Raw genomic sequence first — 19,664 nt, 5'->3', positions numbered from 1 at the left:
GGCGCGGCCTACCGTCGAGGGCATGCCTGCTTCGACCACCGCCTCACCGTCCCCCGCCGCCCCCTCGACCCCCACCGCCCCCGCCGCCTCCTCCGAGAGCTTCTGGGCCGACGCCGACAAGCACCTCGTGCGCTACGGCGGCCCCTTCACCCGCGAGGTCGTCGACCGCGCCGCCGGGAGCTTCGTGTTCACCGAGGGCGGCCGGAAGATCCTCGACTTCACCTCCGGCCAGATGAGCGCGATCCTCGGTCACTCGCACCCCGAGATCGTCGAAACCGTCCAGCGGCAGGTCGCGTCCCTCGACCACCTCTACAGCGGCATGCTGAGCCGCCCCGTGGTCGACCTCGCCCGGCGGCTGGCCGAGACGCTGCCCGCGCCGCTGGAGAAGGCGATGCTGCTGACGACGGGCGCCGAGTCGAACGAGGCCGCGATCCGGATGGCCAAGCTGGTCACCGGCGGGCACGAGGTCGTCTCGTTCGCGCGGTCCTGGCACGGCATGACGCAGGCCGCCGCTTCCGCCACCTACAGCGCGGGCCGCAAGGGCTACGGCCCCGGCGCTCCGGGCAACTTCGCCATCCCCGCGCCGCACCCGTACCGCCCCGACTTCACCACGGCCGAAGGGGAGCTGGACTGGCGCCGTCAGCTCGACTTCGCCTTCGACCTGATCGACGCCCAGTCGACGGGCAGCCTCGCCGCGTGCCTCGTCGAGCCGATCCTCAGCTCGGGCGGCATCATCGAGCCGCCCGTCGGATACTTCGCGGCGCTCCAGGAGAAGTGCCGTGAGCGCGGGATGCTGCTGATATTCGACGAGGCGCAGACCGGCCTGTGCCGCACGGGAACCTGGTACGCGTTCGAGCGCGACGGCGTCGTCCCTGACATCATCACCCTGTCCAAGACGCTCGGCGCGGGGCTGCCGCTGGCGGCCGTGGTCACCAGCGCCGAGATCGAGGAGAAGGCGCACGAGCGCGGGTTCCTGTTCCTCACCACACACGTCTCCGACCCGCTGGTGGCCGCCGTCGGCAACACCGTCCTCGACGTGCTGGCCCGTGACAGGCTCGACGAGCGGGCGCACGCGCTCGGCACGTTCCTCCGCGACGGCCTGACGGACATCGCCGAGCGCCACCCCGTCGTCGGTGACATCCGCGGCCGGGGCCTGCTGGCCGGGCTCGAACTCGTCGTCGACCGCGAGACGAAGGAGAGCTCGGACGAGATGGGCGCGCGCGTCACCCGGCGCTGCCTGGAACTCGGCCTCCACATGAACATCGTCCAGCTCCCGGGCATGGGCGGCGTCTTCCGCATCGCGCCCCCGCTGACCGCCACCGAGGAGGAGCTTTCCCTCGGCCTGGCGATCCTGGACGAGGCGATAGCCGACACCTGCGCCGCACTCTGACCGCCCCGCGCCACCGTCCCCCTCGCGCACGGAGCCGAAGGGGACGGTGCGCCGGTCAGGCGTCCTGCCCCAGGAGTGCGGTGACGCGGATCTCGACGCGCATGTTCGGGGCGCCGAGTGCCGGAACGCCGATCTGGGTCCAGATGGGGGCGCGGTCACCCATGTGCTCGCGGAACTGCTCCACCATGACGCGGCCGTGTACCTCTCCGATGAAGTCCGGGGAGTCGGGGATGTGGTACGAGTTCACGGAGATGACGTCGCGCCATGTGGCGCCCGCGGTGGCGAGGGTGCGTTCGACGTTCTCGAAGGCCCGGACGATCTCTTCCTCCAGGGACTCGGGGAAGTTGAAGTTGTCGTCCCACCCGCCCTGGCCCGAGATCTCGACGCGGTCGCCGAGCCGGACCGCCTGCTGGTAGTGCATGTTGGCCAACTGGGTGTCGCCGTATCCGGGCGTGGCGAAGAACTCCGGCTTGCTCATGGCAATTCCTTTCCCGATCACTTCACACGCGTTCACTTCATGCGTGAAGTGAACCTAGCATGTTTCGCTTCACGCGTGAAGTGATAGCTGTTCGGTAAGGTGCCGCCATGCCCACCCCCGCGAACCCGAGCCCGAACCCCGGCGAGGACGCCTCCGACGACGCGCTGTGGCTGAGCGCCGACGAGAAGGAGGCGTGGACCGGGCTGGCCTCGCTGGTCCTGCTGCTGCCGGGACGGCTGGAGTCGCCGCTGCAACAGCAAGCCGGCCTGACCCTCTTCGAGTACATGGTCCTCAGCCAGATCTCGGAGGCCCCCGACCGCCGCCTGCGGATGAGCGAGCTGGCCTACCTCGCCAACGGCTCGCTCTCGCGGCTGTCCAACGTCGTCAAACGGTTCGAGCGGCGCGGCTGGATGGAGCGTTCGCCCGACCCCGACGACGGCCGCTACACCCTCGCCGCCCTCACCGACGCCGGGTACGACGTGGTGGTCGCCGCAGCACCCACCCATGTGCGCGCGGTACGGCAGTGCGTGCTCGACCCGCTCACCCCGGAGGACCAGCAGGCGCTCGCCCGCATCGCCGCCAAGCTGCGCGTACGGCCCGTCGACCTCGCGTAGGAGGTGTCTTCGGCGTCCCCGCCCGTGTGCTCTACGGCTCCACCGTCCAGTGCCGGAGCTTCTCGGGGTTGCGTACCGCCCAGATGCGCGTGATCCGGTCGTCCGCGACGTCGAACGCCATCACCGTCACGACGGAGCCGCCCTGGAGGACCACCAGGCCGGGCTGACCGTTGACCATGCGTTCCGTGACCACCAGCCGGGGCCCCGTGCCGGTGAACTGGACGATGTGGTGCGCGATCCGCTCGCTGCCCTCGACCGGCCTGGGCAGCGCGTTGACGATCCCGCCGCCGTCGGCGGTCACCGTGGCGGCCGGGTCCAGCAGGCCGATGAGCGCGTTGACGTCCATGGCCTCCCACGCCCGCTTGAAGTCCCGCACGATACGGGCGTGTTCGGGCGCCGGGGGCGTGGGCGACTGTGCGGCGCGGACGCGGCGCCTGGCCGAGGAGGCCAGTTGACGGCACGCCTCCGGCGTGCGGCCGAGTATCCCCGCCACCTCGGCGAAGGGGTGGCAGAAGACGTCGTGCAGGAGGAACGCGACGCGCTCGGCCGGTGTCATCAGTTCGAGCACGACGAGGAAGGCCATGCTGACCGACTCGTCGCGGGTGACGCGGTCGGCCGGGTCGGTGGGACCGGCCGCTGCGCCGGACGGCAGCGCGGCGGCACCCTCCGCGCGCCCTGGCAGCGGCTCGGGTATCCACGGGCCGACGTAGCGCTCCCGCCGGGCCCGCGCCGAGCGCAGATGGTCCAGGCAGATGCGGCTCGCGACCCTCGTCAGCCAGCCGCCCGGTGACGCGATGGCCTCCTGCTGCTGCCGGGACATCGCGTACCAGCGTGCGTAGGTCTCCTGGACGACGTCCTCGGCGTCGGCCAGGGAGCCGAGGAGACGGTAGGCGAGGTTGATCAGCCTGCGCCGCTCGCTCATGAGCACGCTCAGGCCCGGGTCGGTCAGGTCGTCTCGTGGCACGGACGAGGTGGTCATGGTGTCGACGGCTCCTTCGGTCGCTGCTGCCCTCACCCGTACGACGGAACACGGCGCCGGACTGTGACGTCGGCGCGCCGCCTCACACTCCCGGTGGCCGTGTCGTCGGAGTGCCGAGAAACCGTGACACCGAGAAGGGCAGACACACCATGACCACCTCCACGAACATCCCGGCGGGCGACTCCGCCGCGAGCACCACCTCGGCGACGACCGGGCAGGACGGCACCTCGCGGTCCCGGCTGCCGGACCCCGTCCAGTTCTTCCCCGAACTGGCGGCGTTCGCCGGAGCCATGGCCAAGGCCGTGGGGAACGGTTCGATACCGCAGACCACCGTCAGCCTGGTGCAGCTACGGGCCGGACAGATCGTCGGCAGCACCTACCACGCTGTCCGGCAGACCAACGACCTCCGCAAGGCGGGGGAGACGGAGGAGCGCATCACCGCCGTGGCGTCATGGCAGGACGCGCCCTTCTTCACCGACGCCGAACGGGTCGCACTGGAGCTGGTGGAGGCCGTCCTCACGCCGAGGGCGCTCGGGGAGCGTGTCTCCGACGAGCTGTACGCCAGGGCGCACGCGCACTACGACGACAAGGCGCTGTGGACGCTCACCCTGGCGATCGGCCTGATCTGCTTCTTCATCCCCGTGGCCCTCATCGCCAAGCCGATCCCCGGCAGGGCCCCCGGGCAGAACTACAGCAGGTGACCGCGGGGCCCGGGGCGGGCGCACAGCGAGTGCGCCCGTCCCGGGCTCCTGCGCGCAGGGCGGGCGCGTACCAGGTCATGGGCGGTGTGCGTACGAGGAACGGCACATCATTCCTTCGGGTGGCGTAATCCCTGAGGACGCAGAGGTCGCCTTGTCTGCTGGCACGATGAATGACGGCAAAGGTTCTGACCAGGCAGGTATGTCCTCCTGCCCGCTGCCGACGGCCCCCTTGCAGGAGGTTCCTCGTTGACCCATCGCCAGGTGTCCCCCCAGCACATCGACGGCCGAGCGCCGTCCCCGGATCCCGCGTCCGAAGCGGCCGGCACCGCCGGTCCGCCGGTCGAGGTCCTGCCGGTGACGGCGGCACAGCGCGAGGTCTGGCTCGCCGAGCAGCACTACCCCGAGACACGTGAGGCACTGCGCCTGGGGGAGTACCTGGAGATCCGCGGCCCTGTCGAGCCCGCCGTCTTCGAGGAGGCGCTGCGCCATGTGGTCTCCGAGGCCGACGCGTTGCGGGTGCGCCTGGTGCCCGGCGAGGACGGGCCCGTTCAGCTCCTGGAGCGCGAGCTTCCCTGGACGCTCCCGTTCGTCGACGTCAGCGACGCACCGGACCCGGAGGCCGCCGCACACGCGTGGATCTCCGCCGACCTGGCCCGGCCCCTGGACCTGGCCTCGGGGCCCCTGTTCAGCTTCGGGCTGCTGCGGCTGGCGCCGGACCGGTTCTGGTGGTGCCACTCCTACCACCATGGTGCGGTGGACGCCTTCGGCTACTCCCTCGTCGCGCGGCGGGTCGCCGAGGTCTACACGGCCCTGACGCGCGGTGAGAAGGCCGGGCCCAGTCCGTTCGGTCCGCTGTCGGCGCTGGTCCAGGAGGACCTGGACTACCAGGAGTCCGAGGACCGCGCCGCCGACCGCGCGCACTGGACGCGGCAGTTGTCCGGCTGGGCGCGTACCGTCGCGTCCTCGCCCGTCGCGTCCGCGCCCGGCGGGGGCGGGCCCGGTGCGAGCGCCCCGGGCAGCCTGCCGAGGCAGCGGCCCCCGGCCGAAGGCCCGCCGCCCGGGGGCGTGGTGGCCGGTGCCGTCCCGAGAACCGCGCTGCTGCCGCTGCCGCAGCCGGAGGCACTGCGGGAGGCGGCCTCGCGCGCCGGGGTCTCCCGGTTCCGGTTCGTGTTCGCGGCCGTGGCGCTGTACGAACACCGCCTGACGGGTGTTCAGGACGTGGTGATCGGGCTGACGGTGGCGGGCCGGGTGGGCCCGGCCTCCCGCACCACCCCGGGGATGCTGGCCAACAGCGTCCCGGTACGGCTGACGGTCAGGCCCGGCATGTCGCTGGGAGCGCTGCTCGCCCAGGCCGACGAGCGGATGCGCGAGGCGCTGGAGCACCAGCGCTACCGCGCGGAGGACCTGCACCGCGACCTCGGCCTGTCCCGTGGCCCCGGCGCGGTGTTCTCACCGATGGTCAACCTCATCGGATTCGACTACCACTTCTCCTTCGCGGGCCACCCGTGCACGGCGCACAACCTCTCCTTCCCGCTGGGCGCCGATCTGATGGTCATGGTGTGGGACCGCAGGGACGGCTCAGGCCCGCACATGAGGCTGCACGCGCCACCGGACGCGCACGGCCAGGCGGAGCTCGTGGACACCCAGCGGCGCCTGCTGGACCTTCTGACGCGCATGGCGGACCTCGATCCCGAACTCCCGGTCGGCGGGCTCGATGTGCTGTCGGCCGACGAGCGGCGCTCCCTCCTCGCGACGGGCGATGCCACCGCGTCCGGTGTGCCCGCCGCTCCGGTGCCGGTCCTGTTCGAGGAGCAGGTCCGCCGGGTGCCGGACGCGCCCGCTGTGGTGGCCGACGGCACCACGGTCACGTACCGGGAGCTGAACGCGCGCGTCAACGCGCTGGCACACGCGCTGAAGGGCCGTGGCATCGGCGCCGAGGACATCGTCGCCCTCGCCCTGCCGCGCTCGGTGGAACTGGTCGTCGCCGAGCTGGCCGTGCTCAAGGCCGGGGCCGCCTATCTGCCCGTCGATCCCGAATACCCGTCGGCGCGAAGGGAGTTCATGCTCACCGACGCCCAACCGGCCCTGGTGCTGGACGATCCGAGGGTCATGGCCCGGCTTGCCGAGGGGCAGCCGGACACCGACCCGGGCATCACGGTGGACCACCGGCACCCGGCCTACGTGATCTACACCTCGGGCTCGACGGGACGCCCCAAGGGGGTGCTGGTGCCGCACACCGGTATCGCCTCCCTCGTCGCCTTCCACAAGGAGCAGTTGGGGATCACCTCCGACAGCAGGTTCCCGCAACTCGCCTCGCCCAGCTTCGACGCCTGCACATGGGAGCTGTGCGTCACCCTGCTGACCGGTGCCGCGCTGGTCCTCGCGCCCCGTACCGACCCGCTGTCCGTCCTCACCGACCCCGGCGCGCGGATCACCCACGCGTTCGCGCCGCCGTCGGCGCTGGCGGTGCTGGCCGAGCAGGAGAGCCCGGTCCCGACGCTGGTGGTGGGCGGCGAGCCGGTCCCGTCGGGACTGGTGGCACGGTGGGCTCCGGGCCGCCGCCTCATGAACGTCTACGGCCCGACGGAGACCACCGCGATGGTGACCACCAGCCATCCGCTGACACCCGACGGCACCGCGCCCCCGATCGGCCGCCCGCACTCCGGCACCCGCGTCTACGTACTGAACGCCACCCTGCGCCCGGTTCCCCCCGGCACACCCGGCGAGCTGTACATCGCCGGTGTCTCCCTGGCCCGCGGCTATCTGCGTCGGCCCGGACTGACGGCCGAGCGGTTCGTCGCGGACCCCTACGGCCCGCCGGGGACGCGGATGTACCGGACGGGTGACGTGGTGCGGTGGCGCGCCGACGGACAGCTCGACTACCTCGGCCGCGCCGACCGGCAGGTGAAGATCCGCGGTTTCCGCATCGAGCAGGAAGAGGTCGAGGCGGCGCTGACCGCCTGCCCCGGTGTGGCGCGGGCCGCGGTGCTCGCCCACCGGGACCGGCAGCGGGAGGAACTACGGCTCGTCGCCTACGTCGTGGCGGACGAGTACCGCACGACGCCACGGTCACTGCGCGAGCACCTGCGCGAGCGGCTGCCCGGCTTCATGGTGCCGTCGGCCTTCGTCATGCTCGACGAGCTGCCGCTGACCCCGAGCGGAAAGACCGACCGCGCGGCCCTGCCCGCGCCCGACGACGAGGACTCCGGCGAGCCCGCGGGGCGGGCACCGCGCACCCCGCGCGAACAACTGCTGTGCGAACTGTTCGCCGAGGTGCTGGGTGTGCCGTGCGGCGGCGTGGACACGGACTTCTTCGCCACGGGCGGCCACTCGCTCCAGGCGATCCGCCTGGTGTCCCGCATCCGCACCGTGCTCGGCGCCGAGCTGCCGCTGAACGCCCTGTTCGAGGCGCCCACGGTCGCCCGCCTGGCGGCCCGTCTGGACGGCGCCGACGGGACACCACGCCCCGCGCTGACGGTCCAGGCGCGACCCGGCCTCGTTCCGCTGTCGTTCGCGCAGCAGCGGCTGTGGTTCCTGCACCGCGCGGAGGGCCCCAGCGCCACCTACAACATCCCCCTGGTGCAACGCCTGACCGGTGAGCTCGACAGGGGAGCGCTGGAACGGGCGCTGGGCGATGTGGTGGCACGGCACGAGAGCCTGCGCACGGTCTTCCCCGACGTCGGGGGCGAGCCCGTCCAGCGGATCCTCGACGCCTCCGAGGCGCGTCCCGCACTGCCGGTCACCGGCGTGGACGACGAGGAGTCGCTGCGGCAGCGGCTGTCGGAGGCCGTGCGCCACCCGTTCGACCTCGCCGTCGAACCCCCGCTGCGCGCGGAGCTGTGCGCGCTGGAGCCCACGGAGCCCACGGAGCACGCAGGGGCCGTCGAGCCCGCCGAGCATGTGCTGGCGATCGCCATCCACCACATCGCCGCCGACGGCTGGTCCCTGACCCGGCTGGCCCGCGATCTGGCGACCGCCTACACGGCACGGCGCCAAGACCGGGAACCCGACTGGCCGCCACTGCCGGCGCGCTACACCGACTACGCACTGTGGCAGCGTCGGCTCATGGGCGCCCCCGACGACCCCGACAGCCTCCTCCGCCGCCAACTCGCCCACTGGACAACCGCGTTGGCGGACCTACCCGGCGAACTGGCGCTTCCCCGCGACCGGCCACGCCCCGCCGTCGCGTCGTACCGGGGCGGCAGGGTCACCCTCCACGTCGAAGCGGAACTGCACGCGAGGCTGACGGAACTGGCGTCGCGGTCGGGAACGAGCCTCTTCATGGTGCTGCACGCGAGCCTGGCGGCGCTGCTGACGAAGCTGGGCGCGGGCACCGACATCCCCGTCGGCAGCGTCATCGCCGGACGCACCGACCAGGCGCTCGACGAGCTGGTGGGCTTCTTCGTCAACACCCTCGTGCTGCGCACCGACACCTCCGGCGACCCCGCCTTCACCGAGCTGCTGGAGCGCGTCCGCGACACCGCGCTGGCCGCCTACGCACACCAGGACGTGCCCTTCGAGCAGCTGGTGGAGACGCTGAACCCGCCCCGGTCGCCGGGCCGACACCCGCTCTTCCAGGTCGCGCTGTCCGTCGACGCCGACGAGGACGCGGCGTTCACACTCCCCGGGCTGCGCACGACCAGCGTCCTGGTGCCGACGGAGACCGCCAAGTTCGATCTGGACATCGGCATCCGCGAACGGCGCTCAGCCCAGGGCGAATGCCTCGGCCTGAGCGGCACCCTCGACTACGCCACCGACCTCTTCGACCACGACACGGTCCAGCACCTGGCCGCGCGCTGGACGCGGCTGCTGGAATCCGTCGTCCAGGACCCGGACCGCCCGCTCAGCCGCGTCGAGGTGCTGTCAGGGGCCGAGCGGCGTCTCCTCCTCGGGGACGCCGACGAGGACACCCCGGAGCAGGCACCCGCGGGCACGATCCCAGAGCTGTTCCACGCACAGGTGCGCGCCACCCCGGACGCGGTCGCGGTGGTGGCCGACGGCGGCACGCTCACCTACGCCCAGTTGCACGCCCGCGCGGCCCGGCTCGCACATGTGCTGACCGCTCGCGGTGTCGGCACCGAGGACGTGGTCGCCCTCGCCCTGCCGCGTTCGAGTGACCTCGTCGTGGCCGTGCTCGCCGTGCTCAAGGCCGGGGCCGCCTATCTGCCACTGGACCCGGACCACCCGGCCCCGCGCCTCGCGGCCATGGCCGAGGACGCACGGCCCGTACTGCTCCTCACCAGCACGGCGGTGTCCTGCGGCCTCGGTACGCGAGTGCCGCGGCTGCTGCTGGACGGGCCGGAACCGGCGGGCGGGGAAGCGGAGAAGGACACGGCCGAGATCGCGGACCCGGTGACGGGGCTGCTGCCCGACCATCCCGCGTACGTCATCTACACCTCGGGATCCACGGGGACCCCCAAGGGCGTCGTCACCCGCCACGCGAGCGTCGTCAACGTGGCGGCGCGGTACCGGCGCCAGGTGTTCCGTCCGGCGGCCGAACGCCTCGGGAACCGGCCGCTGCGGGTGGCCCTCACCGCCTCCGTTTCCTTCGACGCCTCCTGGGGTCAGCTCGCGGCCCTCCTCGACGGCCACGAACTGCATGTGCCCGACGCCGCCACCTGGGCGGATGCTGACCGGTGCGTGTCCTGGCTGGCCGAGCACCGGATCGACAGCGTGGACGCCACCCCCTCGTACCTCCGTGTCCTGGCCGAGCAGGGCCTGTTCACACACGAACGGTGGCGGCCCGGCGTGGCCGTCCTCGGCGGCGAGGCGCTGCCGGACCGGCTGTGGGAGGAACTGCGGGCCGTCGAAGGACTGACGGCCTACAACATGTACGGGCCGACCGAGTGCACCGTGGACTGCGTACAGGCCCGCCTGGACGCCTCCGCCACCCCGGTCGTCGGACGGCCGGTCCCCGGCACCCGTGCCTATGTGCTGGACGCCGCCCTGCGGCCTGTGCCGCCGGGCGTGACCGGCGAACTGTATGTGGCCGGGGCGGGCCTGGCACGCGGCTATCTGCGCCGGGCGGCGTTGACGGCCGAGCGCTTCGTCGCCGACCCGTACGGCCCGCCGGGGACGCGCATGTACCGCACCGGCGATCTGGCCCGTCATCGCCCCGACGGGCAGCTCGTCTTTGCCGGACGCACGGACGGCCAGGTCAAGGTGCGCGGCCACCGCGTCGAACCCGGCGAGGTCGAGGCAGCCCTCGCCGCACACCCCCGGGTCGCCCACGCGGCCGTCACAGCGCGCGAGGAACGCCCCGGTGACACCCGCCTGGTCGCGTACGCCGTGCCCGTCCCCGGAGCCGAGGCCGACGCCGCCGAACTGCGCGCCTACCTCCGCGTGCGCCTCCCCGCCCACATGGTGCCGTCCGCCTTCGTGGCGCTGGACGCGCTGCCGCTGACTACGAACGGCAAGCTCGACCGCGCCGCACTGCCCGCTCCGGGCGGCGCGGCGGGCGCCTCGGGCGCCGGGAGCGGGCGTCCGCCGCGCACCCCGCTGGAGCGGGCGCTGTGCGAGCTGTTCGCCGAGGTGCTGGAGCTGCCCGCGTGCGGCGCCGACGACGACTTCTTCGCGCTGGGCGGCCACTCGCTGCTCGCCGTCCGGCTGGCCCGCAGGATCGGCGAGACCCTGGCGCGCCCCTTCCGTCTCTCGACGCTCCTGGAGGCACCGACCCCGGCGGGACTGGCCCGGCACCTGAGCACGGACGAGCCCCGCACGCCACTCTCCTGGGTGCCGGAGACGGAAGCGCGGCTGAGCCCTGCTCTGCGCTTCCCCGCCGCCGCGCGCGCCGCGTCCGCCACGGGGCCGGAAGGCGGGCAGCGCGAGATCCTGCTGACCGGTGCCACGGGGTTCGTCGGTGCCTTCGTCATGGCGGAGCTGCTGCGCGGGAGCGCGGCCCGGGTGCACTGTCTCGTGCGGGCGCGGTCCGAGGCGCAGGCACGGGAGCGGCTGGCAGACACCGCGCGGGCCTACGGCCTCGGCCCTGTGCTCGGCGATCCGCGGCTGAACGTCGTACGGGGCGACCTCGCGGCGGGTGAATTCGGCCTCGGACCCGCGGAGTGGGCACGGTTGCGCGAGGGGGTCGACACCATCGTCCACTGCGGCGCGCGCGTCCACCACCTCTCGCCGTACGCACAGTTGAAGCCCGCCAACGTGGAGGGCACCCGCACCCTGCTGCGGCTGGCGGCCGAGGGACGGCCGAAGGCGTTCCACCACCTCTCGACACTCGCGGTGTTCCGGCCGGGCCCGGAACCCCGGACGGTCACGGAGGACGCGCCGACCGATGGCGAACGGCACCCCTTCGGGAGGGGCTACGCGGCGAGCAAGTGGGTGGCCGACCAACTCGTGGAGCGTGCCTTCGAGCGGGGCGCGAGCGGTGGCATCCACCGGCTGGGCCGCGTCTGGGCGCACACCACGACCGGTGCCTGCAACCGGGACGACATGTTCTCGCGGCTGCTGAGCAGTTGTGTGACGCTCGGCTGCTGGCCGGGGGATCCGGGACTCCGGGAGGCGCTGCTTCCCGTCGACGTCCTCGCCCGCGCCGTCGTCGCACTGCTGCCGTACGACGGTGATGGCGACGGTGACGTTGACGGTGACGGGGGTGGCGGCGTGCACGGCGTGCATCACCTCCACCACCCGCGCAGGACCGGACCCGGCGCCTTCCTCGCCGCGTACGACCGGGCACACGGGACACACACCGCAGAGGTTCCGCTCACCGAGTGGCTGCGGCAACTGCGCCGCGCGAGCGCGCGAGGGCGGGACCTGCCGATCCTGCCCTACCAGGCACACCTTGAGGAGTACGCCGAGCAAGCACCCGCCGCGCGGCAGCCGTCCCTGGAATTCGAGAACGACCGCACCCTCCACCGGCTGCGCCGACTCGGGGTCGCCGTCCCGGAGATCGACGAGCGCGCGATCCGCGCCTACTGGAACTTCATCGAAGGGTGACACCTGCCCGGACACGCGGCAGACCGATACGTCCGCAACGCGTGCCCGCGCCCGCGCCCGTCAGCAGTGCGATAGCCCCTCAAGCCCCTTTCCCGAGCCCATCCGTGTCCCACAGCGCCCACCGTGGTGCCCCACCCGGAAACAGGTGATTGTCACGATGGCCATGACCGCAAGCCCGCCCGCCGACGCCGTGACGGCACTCCGCGCGCTGACGCGCGTGCGGATGTCGGCGCGCTCGATCGTCCCCGGCCGCCAACGATGGGAGGTGAACCTCATCCGCGGCAGACCGGCGCTGGCCCGGCAGACCGAGGCAGCGCTCCGCCGGACCCCGGGCATCGAGGAGGCGAGCGTCAGCCCCGTCACGGGGCGGGTGCTGCTCCGGCACGACCGCACCCTCAGCCCGCGCGAGGCCGCCCGGCTGCTGCACCAGGCGGTGGACCGGGCCCTCGTCGGCCTGCGCGCTTCCGCGGCGGATCTGCTCGGCCTCGCCCCGGCACCCCCGTCGCACCCGAACGGGGTGCCGGAAGCACACCGAGTGCCGGGACCGCGTCCCGCACCGGGCACACGTCCGGCGCGCCGGCAGGGGACCGGCGGCAGGAGTGGCGAAGGACCAGGGCGCTGGCTGCCCAAGGTGTTCGCGGCCGGAGGCGTGCTCGCGGCGGCCGTCGGGGGAGGGCCGTTCCTCCTGAAGCTGCTCGGCCGCCCCCTCATCACCCTCGGACTCGCGACAGCCGGGACCGTGGGCGTCGTCAGACAAGCCTGGCGAAGAGCCGACCGCGCGCGGGAACAGTCGGGCGAGTCCGCCCCGCGCAGCCACGCGCTGCGGCGCATCATCGGGAACAACAAACGCAAGTTCACCTTCGCGGCCACACTGTCCGCGCTCTCGCAACTGGCCGAGATGGCACTGTTCGCGCTGACCCCCTCGATCGTGCTGCTGCTCGCCAAGGGCGGGAGCGCCACCCTGACCAGGATGGGCGTCATCGGAGTCACCGCCCAGTTGTCGACGCTGGTCGGCGCCGCCGGACTGGCCTGCGTCGCCATGGCGGGCCTGGGCTACGGCGCGGGCGTCGCCTGGCGGGGAGTGGCACAGGACGTCGAGGACGACTGGCGCACCCGCACCTACGCGCACATCCAGCACGTGGCACCCGCCGACCTGGAGGACGAGCGCGTCAGCCGCGTCAACACGGTCCTGTCCGAGGACATCAGCCAGTTGGGTGTCTTCGTCGGCTCCCATCTGCACGACGTCGTGCAGATGGGCGCCAGCCTCGCACTGCTCGTCCCCATGTTCCTGCTGCTCGCGCCGCAGATCGCGTGGGTCGCCTTCGCACCCGTCCCGCTCGTCGCCTGGCTGTCCTTCCGCTTCCACGAACGCGCGGTCGCGGGCAACGCCCTCGCGGGCGAGCAACGCGAGCGACTGAACAGCAGGGTGACCGAGAACCTCCATGCCCACACCACCGTCAAGTCCACCGTCGCCGAGGAGCACGAGATCGCACGTGTCGGCGCGCTCAACCGCAAGTGCAGCGACATCAACCGCTCCACGGGACGCAGCGCGGCCCTGCCGCCGCAGATCCTGCGGCTGGCCGGTGGTTCGGCGCTGGTCGGCACGGTGCTGCTGGGCGGCAGGTCCGTGCTGCGGGGCGAGCTGCCCACCGCCGCTTTCGGCCCGCTGATCGAACTGCCGGGCATCGCCATGCTGCGGCTGTCCCGGCTGGGCAGCGTCTCCGACCAGTACCAGCGCACCGTCACCGCGCTGGACCGGGTGGAGCGGCTGCACGACCTCCCCGTCGAGCCCGTCGACGAGGGCCGCCCCATGCCGCTCCACGAGGTGAAGGGCGAGATCGAACTGCAAAAGGTGACCTTCGCCTACCCCGGAAGGCCACCGGTGCTGCGGGACACGTCCCTGATGATCCCGCCGGGCCGGACCACCGCCATCGTCGGCACCACGGGCGCGGGCAAGACCACCATCGCCAAACTGCTCATGCGCTTCCGCCACCCCGAGCGGGGACGGATGCTGCTCGACGGCACCGACGTGCGCACCCTGGCCCTGCCCGACCTGCGCCGCGCGATCGGATACGTCACCCAGGAGCCGTTCCTGTTCGACGCGACGATCGCCGACAACATCCGCTACGGCGCCTTCCACGCCACCGATGAGCAGCTCGTCGCCGCGGCCCGCACCGCGGGCGCTGACGAGTTCATCGACACCTTGCCCGACGGCTACGCCACGCGGGTCGGCGACCGGGGCGCCGCACTGTCCGGCGGGCAGAAACAGCGCATCGCACTGGCCCGCACGATCCTGCGCGACCCACCTGTCGTCATCCTCGACGAAGCCACATCGGCCATCGACAACGCCACCGAGGCCACCATCCAGCAGGCCCTCCAGGTGTTCGGGCAGGACCGCACGATGGTCGTCATCGCCCACCGGCTGTCCACCGTCCAGGGTGCCGACCGGATCTACGTCATGGGCCGAGGCGGACTCGTCGCCGAACAGGGCACACACGAGGAACTGGTGGCGAACGGAGGCATGTACAGCGCCCTGTGGAAGTTGCAGGCGGGCCAGCAGGACCCGAACTCCCGGTCCCGGCCGTGCAGTTCACGAACATTGACGCCCCTTACCGCTGAGATCCAGGAGCGCTGAGATGACGCACGCGACCAACCCGTTCGAGGACGAAGAGGCCCGCGCCCTGGTGCTCGTCAATGACGAGGGCCAGCACTCACTGTGGCCGTCCTTCGCCGACGTGCCCGACGGCTGGACCGTCGCCTTCCCCGAGAACACCCGGCAGGCGTGTCTGGACTACGTCGAGAAGACATGGACGGACATGCGCCCGCGTGGTCTCGTCGAGGCCATGGAGAGCGGACGGTGCGGAAGGTGAGGCCGTCGGCAGCCGGACAGCACCGTGCCGGTCCCGGCGAAGCGATCGACGAACCACCGTCACCCGGGGATTCCGCCCCGGAACACCCGCTCACCCGCCAAGCCCTCCAGGACGCCGATGTGTATGCCCCGGAATTCCGCGCCGTTCTCGCCCGCCACCCCGCGCTGGAAGACCTCACCTCCCGCGTCACCGGCTTCCTCGACACACACCTGCCCGAACCCGTCACGGAGGAGAGCACCCAGCCCTGCTGGCTCAGCCTGCGCAGATCCGCGGCGCGGGCCGGACTGACAGGGGTCGATCTCGCGCCCGCCCCGGCCGAGCAGGGCGGCAGCAACGGCCATGGCCCCGCGGGGGGCCGGGGCGCGACGGCGTCCGTCCCTCCCGGACTCGGGCCCGTAGCGCAGGGGCTGGCGATGTTCCTCGCCGGACAGCGCGACTGCGACGCACGGGAGGTCTTCGGCTCGGGACACGGTGCCATGACCCTGCGGTACGGCGGTGCCTCCGTCGCCCGCGCGGTCCGCGCCCGTGTCGTGGACCGGGGCGAGGTGGCGGGTGTGGCGTCCAGCGAACCGCACTCCGGGTCCGATCTGCGCGGCCTGCGCACCATCGCGGTCGACCACGGCGACCACCTGCTGCTCTCGGGCACGAAGGGCCTGGTCAGCAGGGTCGAAGAGGCCGTCGGGTTTGTCGTCTTCTGCAAGGTGGTCGGGCCCGAGCAGGCCGCCGCGGCGGACACCGACGGCGCCGCACTGCGCGGGGTGCCCCTGTCGGCGCTCTGGCTGCCGATGGACACCGCCGGCGTCCTGACCGAGACCGCAGCGCCGCTCGGCCTGCGCGGATGGAGCCTGGGACGCCTGCGATTCGACGGTGTACGCGTCGGCAAGGAACTGCTGCTCGGGGCGCCGGGGGACGGCCGCCGCATCTTCGACACCCACTTCTCCCACTGGCGCCTGATGATGGCGCTGGTCTGCCTGGGCGCTGCGACGGCCACGATCGAGGAGACGATGGCCCGTGCCCGTCGGCGCAGCGTCGGACGCGTCTCCCTGGCGAACGTGCCCTCCGTGGTGTCCCGTCTGGGCACCGCGGCGGCCGAGGTGCAAGCGGCCACCGCCTGGTGCTTCTCCCTCCTGGAACGGATGGGGCAGGAAGGCGCCGGTGGCGGGGCCGACGTGGCGGTCTGCTCCGCCGCCAAGGCGCTCGCCACCGACACCTCCTACCACGCCGTCGATCTCGGGCTCCAGCTCCACGGAAGCGAGGGGTACACCCGTTGCACACCCCTGGAGAAGCGCCTCCGGGACATCCGGGGCCTGCGCATCGCCGACGGCCCCAACGACACCCTCTACAGCGTCCTCGCCCACTCCCTCCTCACGGGGTCCAGGCCGGGCCCGCTGGTGGTGGCCCAGCGCCGGGCGTGACGCTCACACACCGGGCCCGGTCACAACCTGGCCCGGGACGTGTTCCTCGACCCCGGGGCCCGCCGGCTGTTCCCCGACTGGTCCCGGATCGCCGCGCAGACCGCCGCAGCGCTGCGTGCAGAGGCCGACCCGCGCGATCCCAGGACCGCCAGGCTCGTCGCCGAGCTGGAGGCGGACGCGGACTTCCGCCGCCTGTGGGCGCGGCACGACGCGCGCGCCTCCCGCGACGAACTGAAGCGGTTCGCGCATCCCGAGGCGGGGGAGCTGGCACTGCGGCGGCAGGCCCTCACCGTCGGCGGTGCGGAGCAGCAGGTGATCATCTTCTATCAGGCGGTGCCGGGCAGCCCCTCCGCCGCCGCCCTCGACCGGCTTCTCTGACACCGGCTCGTCCGGCACGGGCTTTCAGGGAGAGCGGCCTTTCGCGAGCCTTTCAGGAGAGCTTGTTCCTGAGCATCCCGAGATAGAACGGCAATTTCTCCACGGCCTTCTTCGGCACCTCGTAAACCTCCACCTCGTCGCGCAGGCGATTGGTGATGGTGAGCGTGTACGTCCCGTTCGAGTGGTGCACTTCCGCGGAGTACATGATTTCCGCGGCAGTGGTCTCAGTCGTATCAGGGGAATCTTCCGTCACGGATTTTTCCATTGTGAACTCCTGACTCGATATCAACGTGGAGAATGGTGCTCACAAGCTGGCCCAAGCCGCACCGTAGGTCACCCGATGACGGAAAAGATCAATGGCGCCGAGGGTGCATCCGAAAGGGTGAACATCGGGCTCTCGCCAGTGAGGAGGTTGTGCCGGAGGCTAAGGTCGGATCATGAGGACACTGCTGGAAAACCCGGCATTGCTGCGAGAAGGGTTGTGCTGAACATGCTCCCTGTGATTCCCGTCTTCTTGGTCGGAGCGGCTTCGGCGCCTCTCATGAAGAAGATTATTCGGGGGACGGTCAAATCCTCCATGAAGCTGGCATTGGATGCCAAGCGAGTGGCGCACGAGATCAACGAGGATATGAGTGACATCGCCGCCGAGGCGACGGCTGAAGTGTTCGCTTCGGACCTTCAGGGCGAATCGGGGACGTCGCGTCAGACCACCAAAAAGGCCCGCTCGGGAAACGTCAGCACATGAGGCGGCACACGAGAAGCGATTTCCGCCCTTGAGCGGGCCAGGGCGCCCGGAACCGCGGGGCCCTCTCGGCGGGTCCGGGGAGCCGGTCGGTCGCCGTCGCCGGTGTGCCGCTCCAGCGTCTCGCGCAGGCGTCGCGACGCGCCCCGCATGTGCCGGGCCATCGCCGCTCGGGCGGCCTCCGCGTCCCCCTGCTCGACGGCTTCAAAAATCGGCACATGGTCCTCGTAGGCCACCTCGCGCGGGCGGACCTCGCCGGTGCGCTCGACCCACCCGCGCTGGATCATCGCGCGCATGCCCTTGAGCATGTCCCGCAGGACCGAGTTGCCGGAGATCTCGGCGAGGGCGGCGTGGAAGACCGTGTCCGCCCCGGCGAACTCCGCGTCCGGGCAGTCGCGCATCGTCGCGAGCCGGGCGCGCAGCAGCTCCACCCCGGCCTCGTCGCGCGCTTCGGCGGCGAGGCCCGCGACGACGGCCTCCAGCTCTGCGCGCGCCTGGAGCACGTCGTTGGCGCCGCGCTCGCCGAGCACCAGCCCCAGCTCGAACAGCCGGTACAGGACGTCGGAGTCGGTGCCGCGGAAGTATGTGCCGCTCGACTGACGGATCGCCAGGAGGCCCAGGAAGCCGCGGGACTTGATGGCCTCGCGCACGGTCGGCCGGTTCACCCCGAGCGTCTCGGTGAGCTGACGCTCCGAGGGGATGCGGTCGCCGGGCCGCACCGTGCCGGACATCAGGTAGTCGATGAGCCGGCGCGAGACCTCGGCGGCCGGCGGCTCCCGCGGCTCGACCGTGATTCTCGACAGTTCGGCCACGGGTTCCCTCACTTCGCAGTTGACGATCGGCCGGGAGTCCGGTGACTCACCGGCCGACCGGTGCACCGGCGAGCCGCCCCGGGCCCGCGCCCTCCCCCCAGGCGCGCTCACGGTCGGCCGACCACGGGACGTACCGTAAGGACTCAAAGCGGAGGGCCCTCCGTTAGTGCTAGGCTCAACTAGCGGAGGCGCCTCCACTTCATTTGCCGTCACCAGAGGAACGGACTCCCGCGATGTCCACCATCCCTTCCCCCGAGCTGCCCGAGTTCTCCGACGTCACAGCCACCGGCGCGCCGCGCCCGGGAGGCGCGGGACCGCTCGTCGGCCGCACCGTCTCCCGTGTCGGCTACGGGGCGATGCAGCTCGAGCGCCTGCACGGCGACCGCGCCGCGGCCGTCGCGATCCTGCGCCGGGCCGTCGAGCTGGGCGTCGACCACATCGACACCGCCCAGTTCTACGGTGACGGCTTCGTGAACGACGTCATCCGGGAGGCGATCGGCCCCGAGGACGGCGTCCTCGTCGTCAGCAAGGTCGGCGCCGATCCCCACCCCGGCGGTCCCGTTCCGCTGCGTCCAGCGCAGCGGCCCGAGGAACTGCGGGCGAGCGTCGAGGACAACCTCACCAGCCTCGGGCTCGCCCGGATCCCGCTGGTGAACCTGCGCCGCCTCGACACCGGGCCGGGGCTGCGGGCCGAGGGGGACCAGGTCGTCGATCTCGACGATCAGCTCGCCGTCATGACGGCCCTGCGGGACGAGGGCAAGATCGGCGCGATCGGGCTCAGCAGCGTGACCCTCGAAGGGCTGCGCCGGGCACTCCCGGCGGGCATCGCCTGCGTGCAGAACGCCTACAGCCTCGTGGCACGCGACGACGAGGACACACTGCGACTGTGCGCCGCCGAGAACATCGCCTGGGTGCCGTTCTTCCCGCTCGGCGGAGCCTTCGCCGGGCTGCCCAAGGTGACCGACGAACCGGCCGTTCTCCAGGCGGCACGGTCCCTGGGCGTCACCCCCTCACAGGTCGGCCTCGCCTGGCTGCTCCACCACTCCCCGAACACGCTCCTCATCCCCGGCACCGCGAACGCCGGACACCTTGAGGCGAACGTCGCCGCGGGCACGGTCACGCTCGACGACGCGACACTCGCCGCGCTCGACGCGGTTCCCACGCGGTCCGGGGACATCGTGCTCGACTGACCGCCCGCCCCGGGTGGAGCGGTTCCGTGGTGTGGTCGTGGGGGGGGCCGGGGGGGGGGGGGGGGGGGCGGCGGGGGGGGGGGGGGGGCGCCGGGCGAATCACCGGGCCCGCGAACAAACAAACCAACACAAACAACACCCGCGGGGC

At 72.2% G+C, this 19,664-nt stretch carries 13 protein-coding genes and 1 pseudogene; 10 read left to right on the top strand and 4 right to left on the bottom strand.

The window, feature by feature from the left end; all coding sequences use genetic code 11:
• Nucleotides 1-22: 22 nt before the first annotated feature.
• Nucleotides 23-1,390: an aspartate aminotransferase family protein gene (locus ACWGJ2_RS03155; protein WP_453344193.1), complete on the top strand. Its 1,368-nt coding sequence runs from the start codon at nt 23-25 to the stop codon at nt 1,388-1,390.
• 55 nt (nt 1,391-1,445) lie between these two features.
• On the opposite strand, the gene ACWGJ2_RS03150 is transcribed toward ACWGJ2_RS03155, so the two are convergent.
• Nucleotides 1,446-1,868, bottom strand: coding sequence for a Rid family hydrolase (locus ACWGJ2_RS03150; protein WP_453344192.1), 423 nt, complete (start codon nt 1,866-1,868; stop codon nt 1,446-1,448).
• A 107-nt stretch (nt 1,869-1,975) separates the two neighbouring features.
• Here ACWGJ2_RS03150 and ACWGJ2_RS03145 point away from each other — a divergent pair, with 107 nt between their 5' ends.
• Nucleotides 1,976-2,482, top strand: a complete 507-nt coding sequence (locus ACWGJ2_RS03145) for a MarR family winged helix-turn-helix transcriptional regulator (protein ID WP_453344191.1) — start codon at nt 1,976-1,978, stop codon at nt 2,480-2,482.
• Between the two features lie 31 nt (nt 2,483-2,513).
• Here the strand turns inward: ACWGJ2_RS03145 and sigJ are convergent, their stop codons facing one another.
• Nucleotides 2,514-3,461 (bottom strand): RNA polymerase sigma factor SigJ, encoded by a 948-nt coding sequence (gene sigJ, locus ACWGJ2_RS03140; protein WP_453344190.1) that lies wholly within the window; start codon nt 3,459-3,461, stop codon nt 2,514-2,516.
• Between the two features lie 149 nt (nt 3,462-3,610).
• On the opposite strand from sigJ, the gene ACWGJ2_RS03135 reads away from it, so the two are divergent.
• The 6 genes and pseudogenes from ACWGJ2_RS03135 to ACWGJ2_RS03110 form a co-directional block, all read left to right on the top strand.
• Nucleotides 3,611-4,162, top strand: a complete 552-nt coding sequence (locus ACWGJ2_RS03135) for a carboxymuconolactone decarboxylase family protein (protein ID WP_453344189.1) — start codon at nt 3,611-3,613, stop codon at nt 4,160-4,162.
• A gap of 246 nt (nt 4,163-4,408) precedes the next feature.
• A complete protein-coding gene (locus ACWGJ2_RS03130) occupies nt 4,409-12,109 on the top strand; it encodes an amino acid adenylation domain-containing protein (RefSeq protein WP_453344188.1) in 7,701 nt (2,566 codons plus the stop codon).
• A gap of 157 nt (nt 12,110-12,266) precedes the next feature.
• On the top strand, nt 12,267-14,744 hold the full coding sequence (locus tag ACWGJ2_RS03125) for an ATP-binding cassette domain-containing protein (protein ID WP_453344187.1): 2,478 nt from the start codon (nt 12,267-12,269) through the stop codon (nt 14,742-14,744).
• Nucleotide 14,745: 1 nt separating this feature from the next.
• The gene (locus ACWGJ2_RS03120) at nt 14,746-14,979 is read left to right on the top strand and encodes an MbtH family protein (protein ID WP_453344186.1); all 234 of its coding nucleotides are present in this window, start codon (nt 14,746-14,748) and stop codon (nt 14,977-14,979) included.
• Nucleotides 14,967-16,394 (top strand): acyl-CoA dehydrogenase family protein, encoded by a 1,428-nt coding sequence (locus ACWGJ2_RS03115; protein WP_453344185.1) that lies wholly within the window; start codon nt 14,967-14,969, stop codon nt 16,392-16,394. Before ACWGJ2_RS03120 ends, ACWGJ2_RS03115 begins: the two co-directional genes overlap by 13 nt.
• 18 nt (nt 16,395-16,412) lie before the next feature.
• Nucleotides 16,413-16,772, top strand: a pseudogene (locus ACWGJ2_RS03110) (MmyB family transcriptional regulator); the annotation flags it as partial.
• Between the two features lie 52 nt (nt 16,773-16,824).
• Here the strand turns inward: ACWGJ2_RS03110 and ACWGJ2_RS03105 are convergent.
• Entirely contained in the window at nt 16,825-17,037 is a 213-nt protein-coding gene (locus ACWGJ2_RS03105) for a hypothetical protein (RefSeq protein WP_453344184.1), read from the bottom strand.
• Nucleotides 17,038-17,112: 75 nt separating this feature from the next.
• Here ACWGJ2_RS03105 and ACWGJ2_RS03100 point away from each other — a divergent pair, with 75 nt between their 5' ends.
• On the top strand, nt 17,113-17,517 hold the full coding sequence (locus tag ACWGJ2_RS03100) for a DUF5132 domain-containing protein (protein WP_453344183.1): 405 nt from the start codon (nt 17,113-17,115) through the stop codon (nt 17,515-17,517).
• Here ACWGJ2_RS03100 and ACWGJ2_RS03095 read toward each other — a convergent pair.
• Entirely contained in the window at nt 17,475-18,326 is an 852-nt protein-coding gene (locus ACWGJ2_RS03095) for a FadR/GntR family transcriptional regulator (RefSeq protein WP_453344182.1), read from the bottom strand. The two genes, ACWGJ2_RS03100 and ACWGJ2_RS03095, sit on opposite strands and share 43 nt — an antisense overlap.
• A gap of 233 nt (nt 18,327-18,559) precedes the next feature.
• Here ACWGJ2_RS03095 and ACWGJ2_RS03090 point away from each other — a divergent pair, with 233 nt between their 5' ends.
• Complete coding sequence (locus ACWGJ2_RS03090) at nt 18,560-19,516, top strand: aldo/keto reductase (RefSeq protein ID WP_453344181.1); 957 nt, start codon at nt 18,560-18,562, stop codon at nt 19,514-19,516.
• Nucleotides 19,517-19,664 lie beyond the last annotated feature (148 nt).

The sequence above is a fragment of the Streptomyces sp. NPDC054796 genome, assembly GCF_053611545.1.
Note: the sequence above shows the minus strand (reverse complement) of the source record. Positions and strands in the feature narration are given on the sequence as shown.

Bases quoted from the DNA above. Each gene is read 5' to 3' on its own strand.
- ACWGJ2_RS03155 (WP_453344193.1), top strand. From the start codon at position 23: ATGCCTGCTTCGACCACCGCCTCACCGTCCCCCGCCGCCCCCTCGACC.
- ACWGJ2_RS03120 (WP_453344186.1), top strand. From the start codon at position 14,746: ATGACGCACGCGACCAACCCGTTCGAGGACGAAGAGGCCCGCGCCCTG.
- ACWGJ2_RS03125 (WP_453344187.1), top strand. From the start codon at position 12,267: ATGGCCATGACCGCAAGCCCGCCCGCCGACGCCGTGACGGCACTCCGC.
- ACWGJ2_RS03090 (WP_453344181.1), top strand. From the start codon at position 18,560: ATGTCCACCATCCCTTCCCCCGAGCTGCCCGAGTTCTCCGACGTCACA.
- ACWGJ2_RS03135 (WP_453344189.1), top strand. From the start codon at position 3,611: ATGACCACCTCCACGAACATCCCGGCGGGCGACTCCGCCGCGAGCACC.
- sigJ (WP_453344190.1), bottom strand. From the start codon at position 3,461: ATGACCACCTCGTCCGTGCCACGAGACGACCTGACCGACCCGGGCCTG.
- ACWGJ2_RS03145 (WP_453344191.1), top strand. From the start codon at position 1,976: ATGCCCACCCCCGCGAACCCGAGCCCGAACCCCGGCGAGGACGCCTCC.
- ACWGJ2_RS03105 (WP_453344184.1), bottom strand. From the start codon at position 17,037: ATGGAAAAATCCGTGACGGAAGATTCCCCTGATACGACTGAGACCACT.
- ACWGJ2_RS03100 (WP_453344183.1), top strand. From the start codon at position 17,113: ATGACGGAAAAGATCAATGGCGCCGAGGGTGCATCCGAAAGGGTGAAC.
- ACWGJ2_RS03150 (WP_453344192.1), bottom strand. From the start codon at position 1,868: ATGAGCAAGCCGGAGTTCTTCGCCACGCCCGGATACGGCGACACCCAG.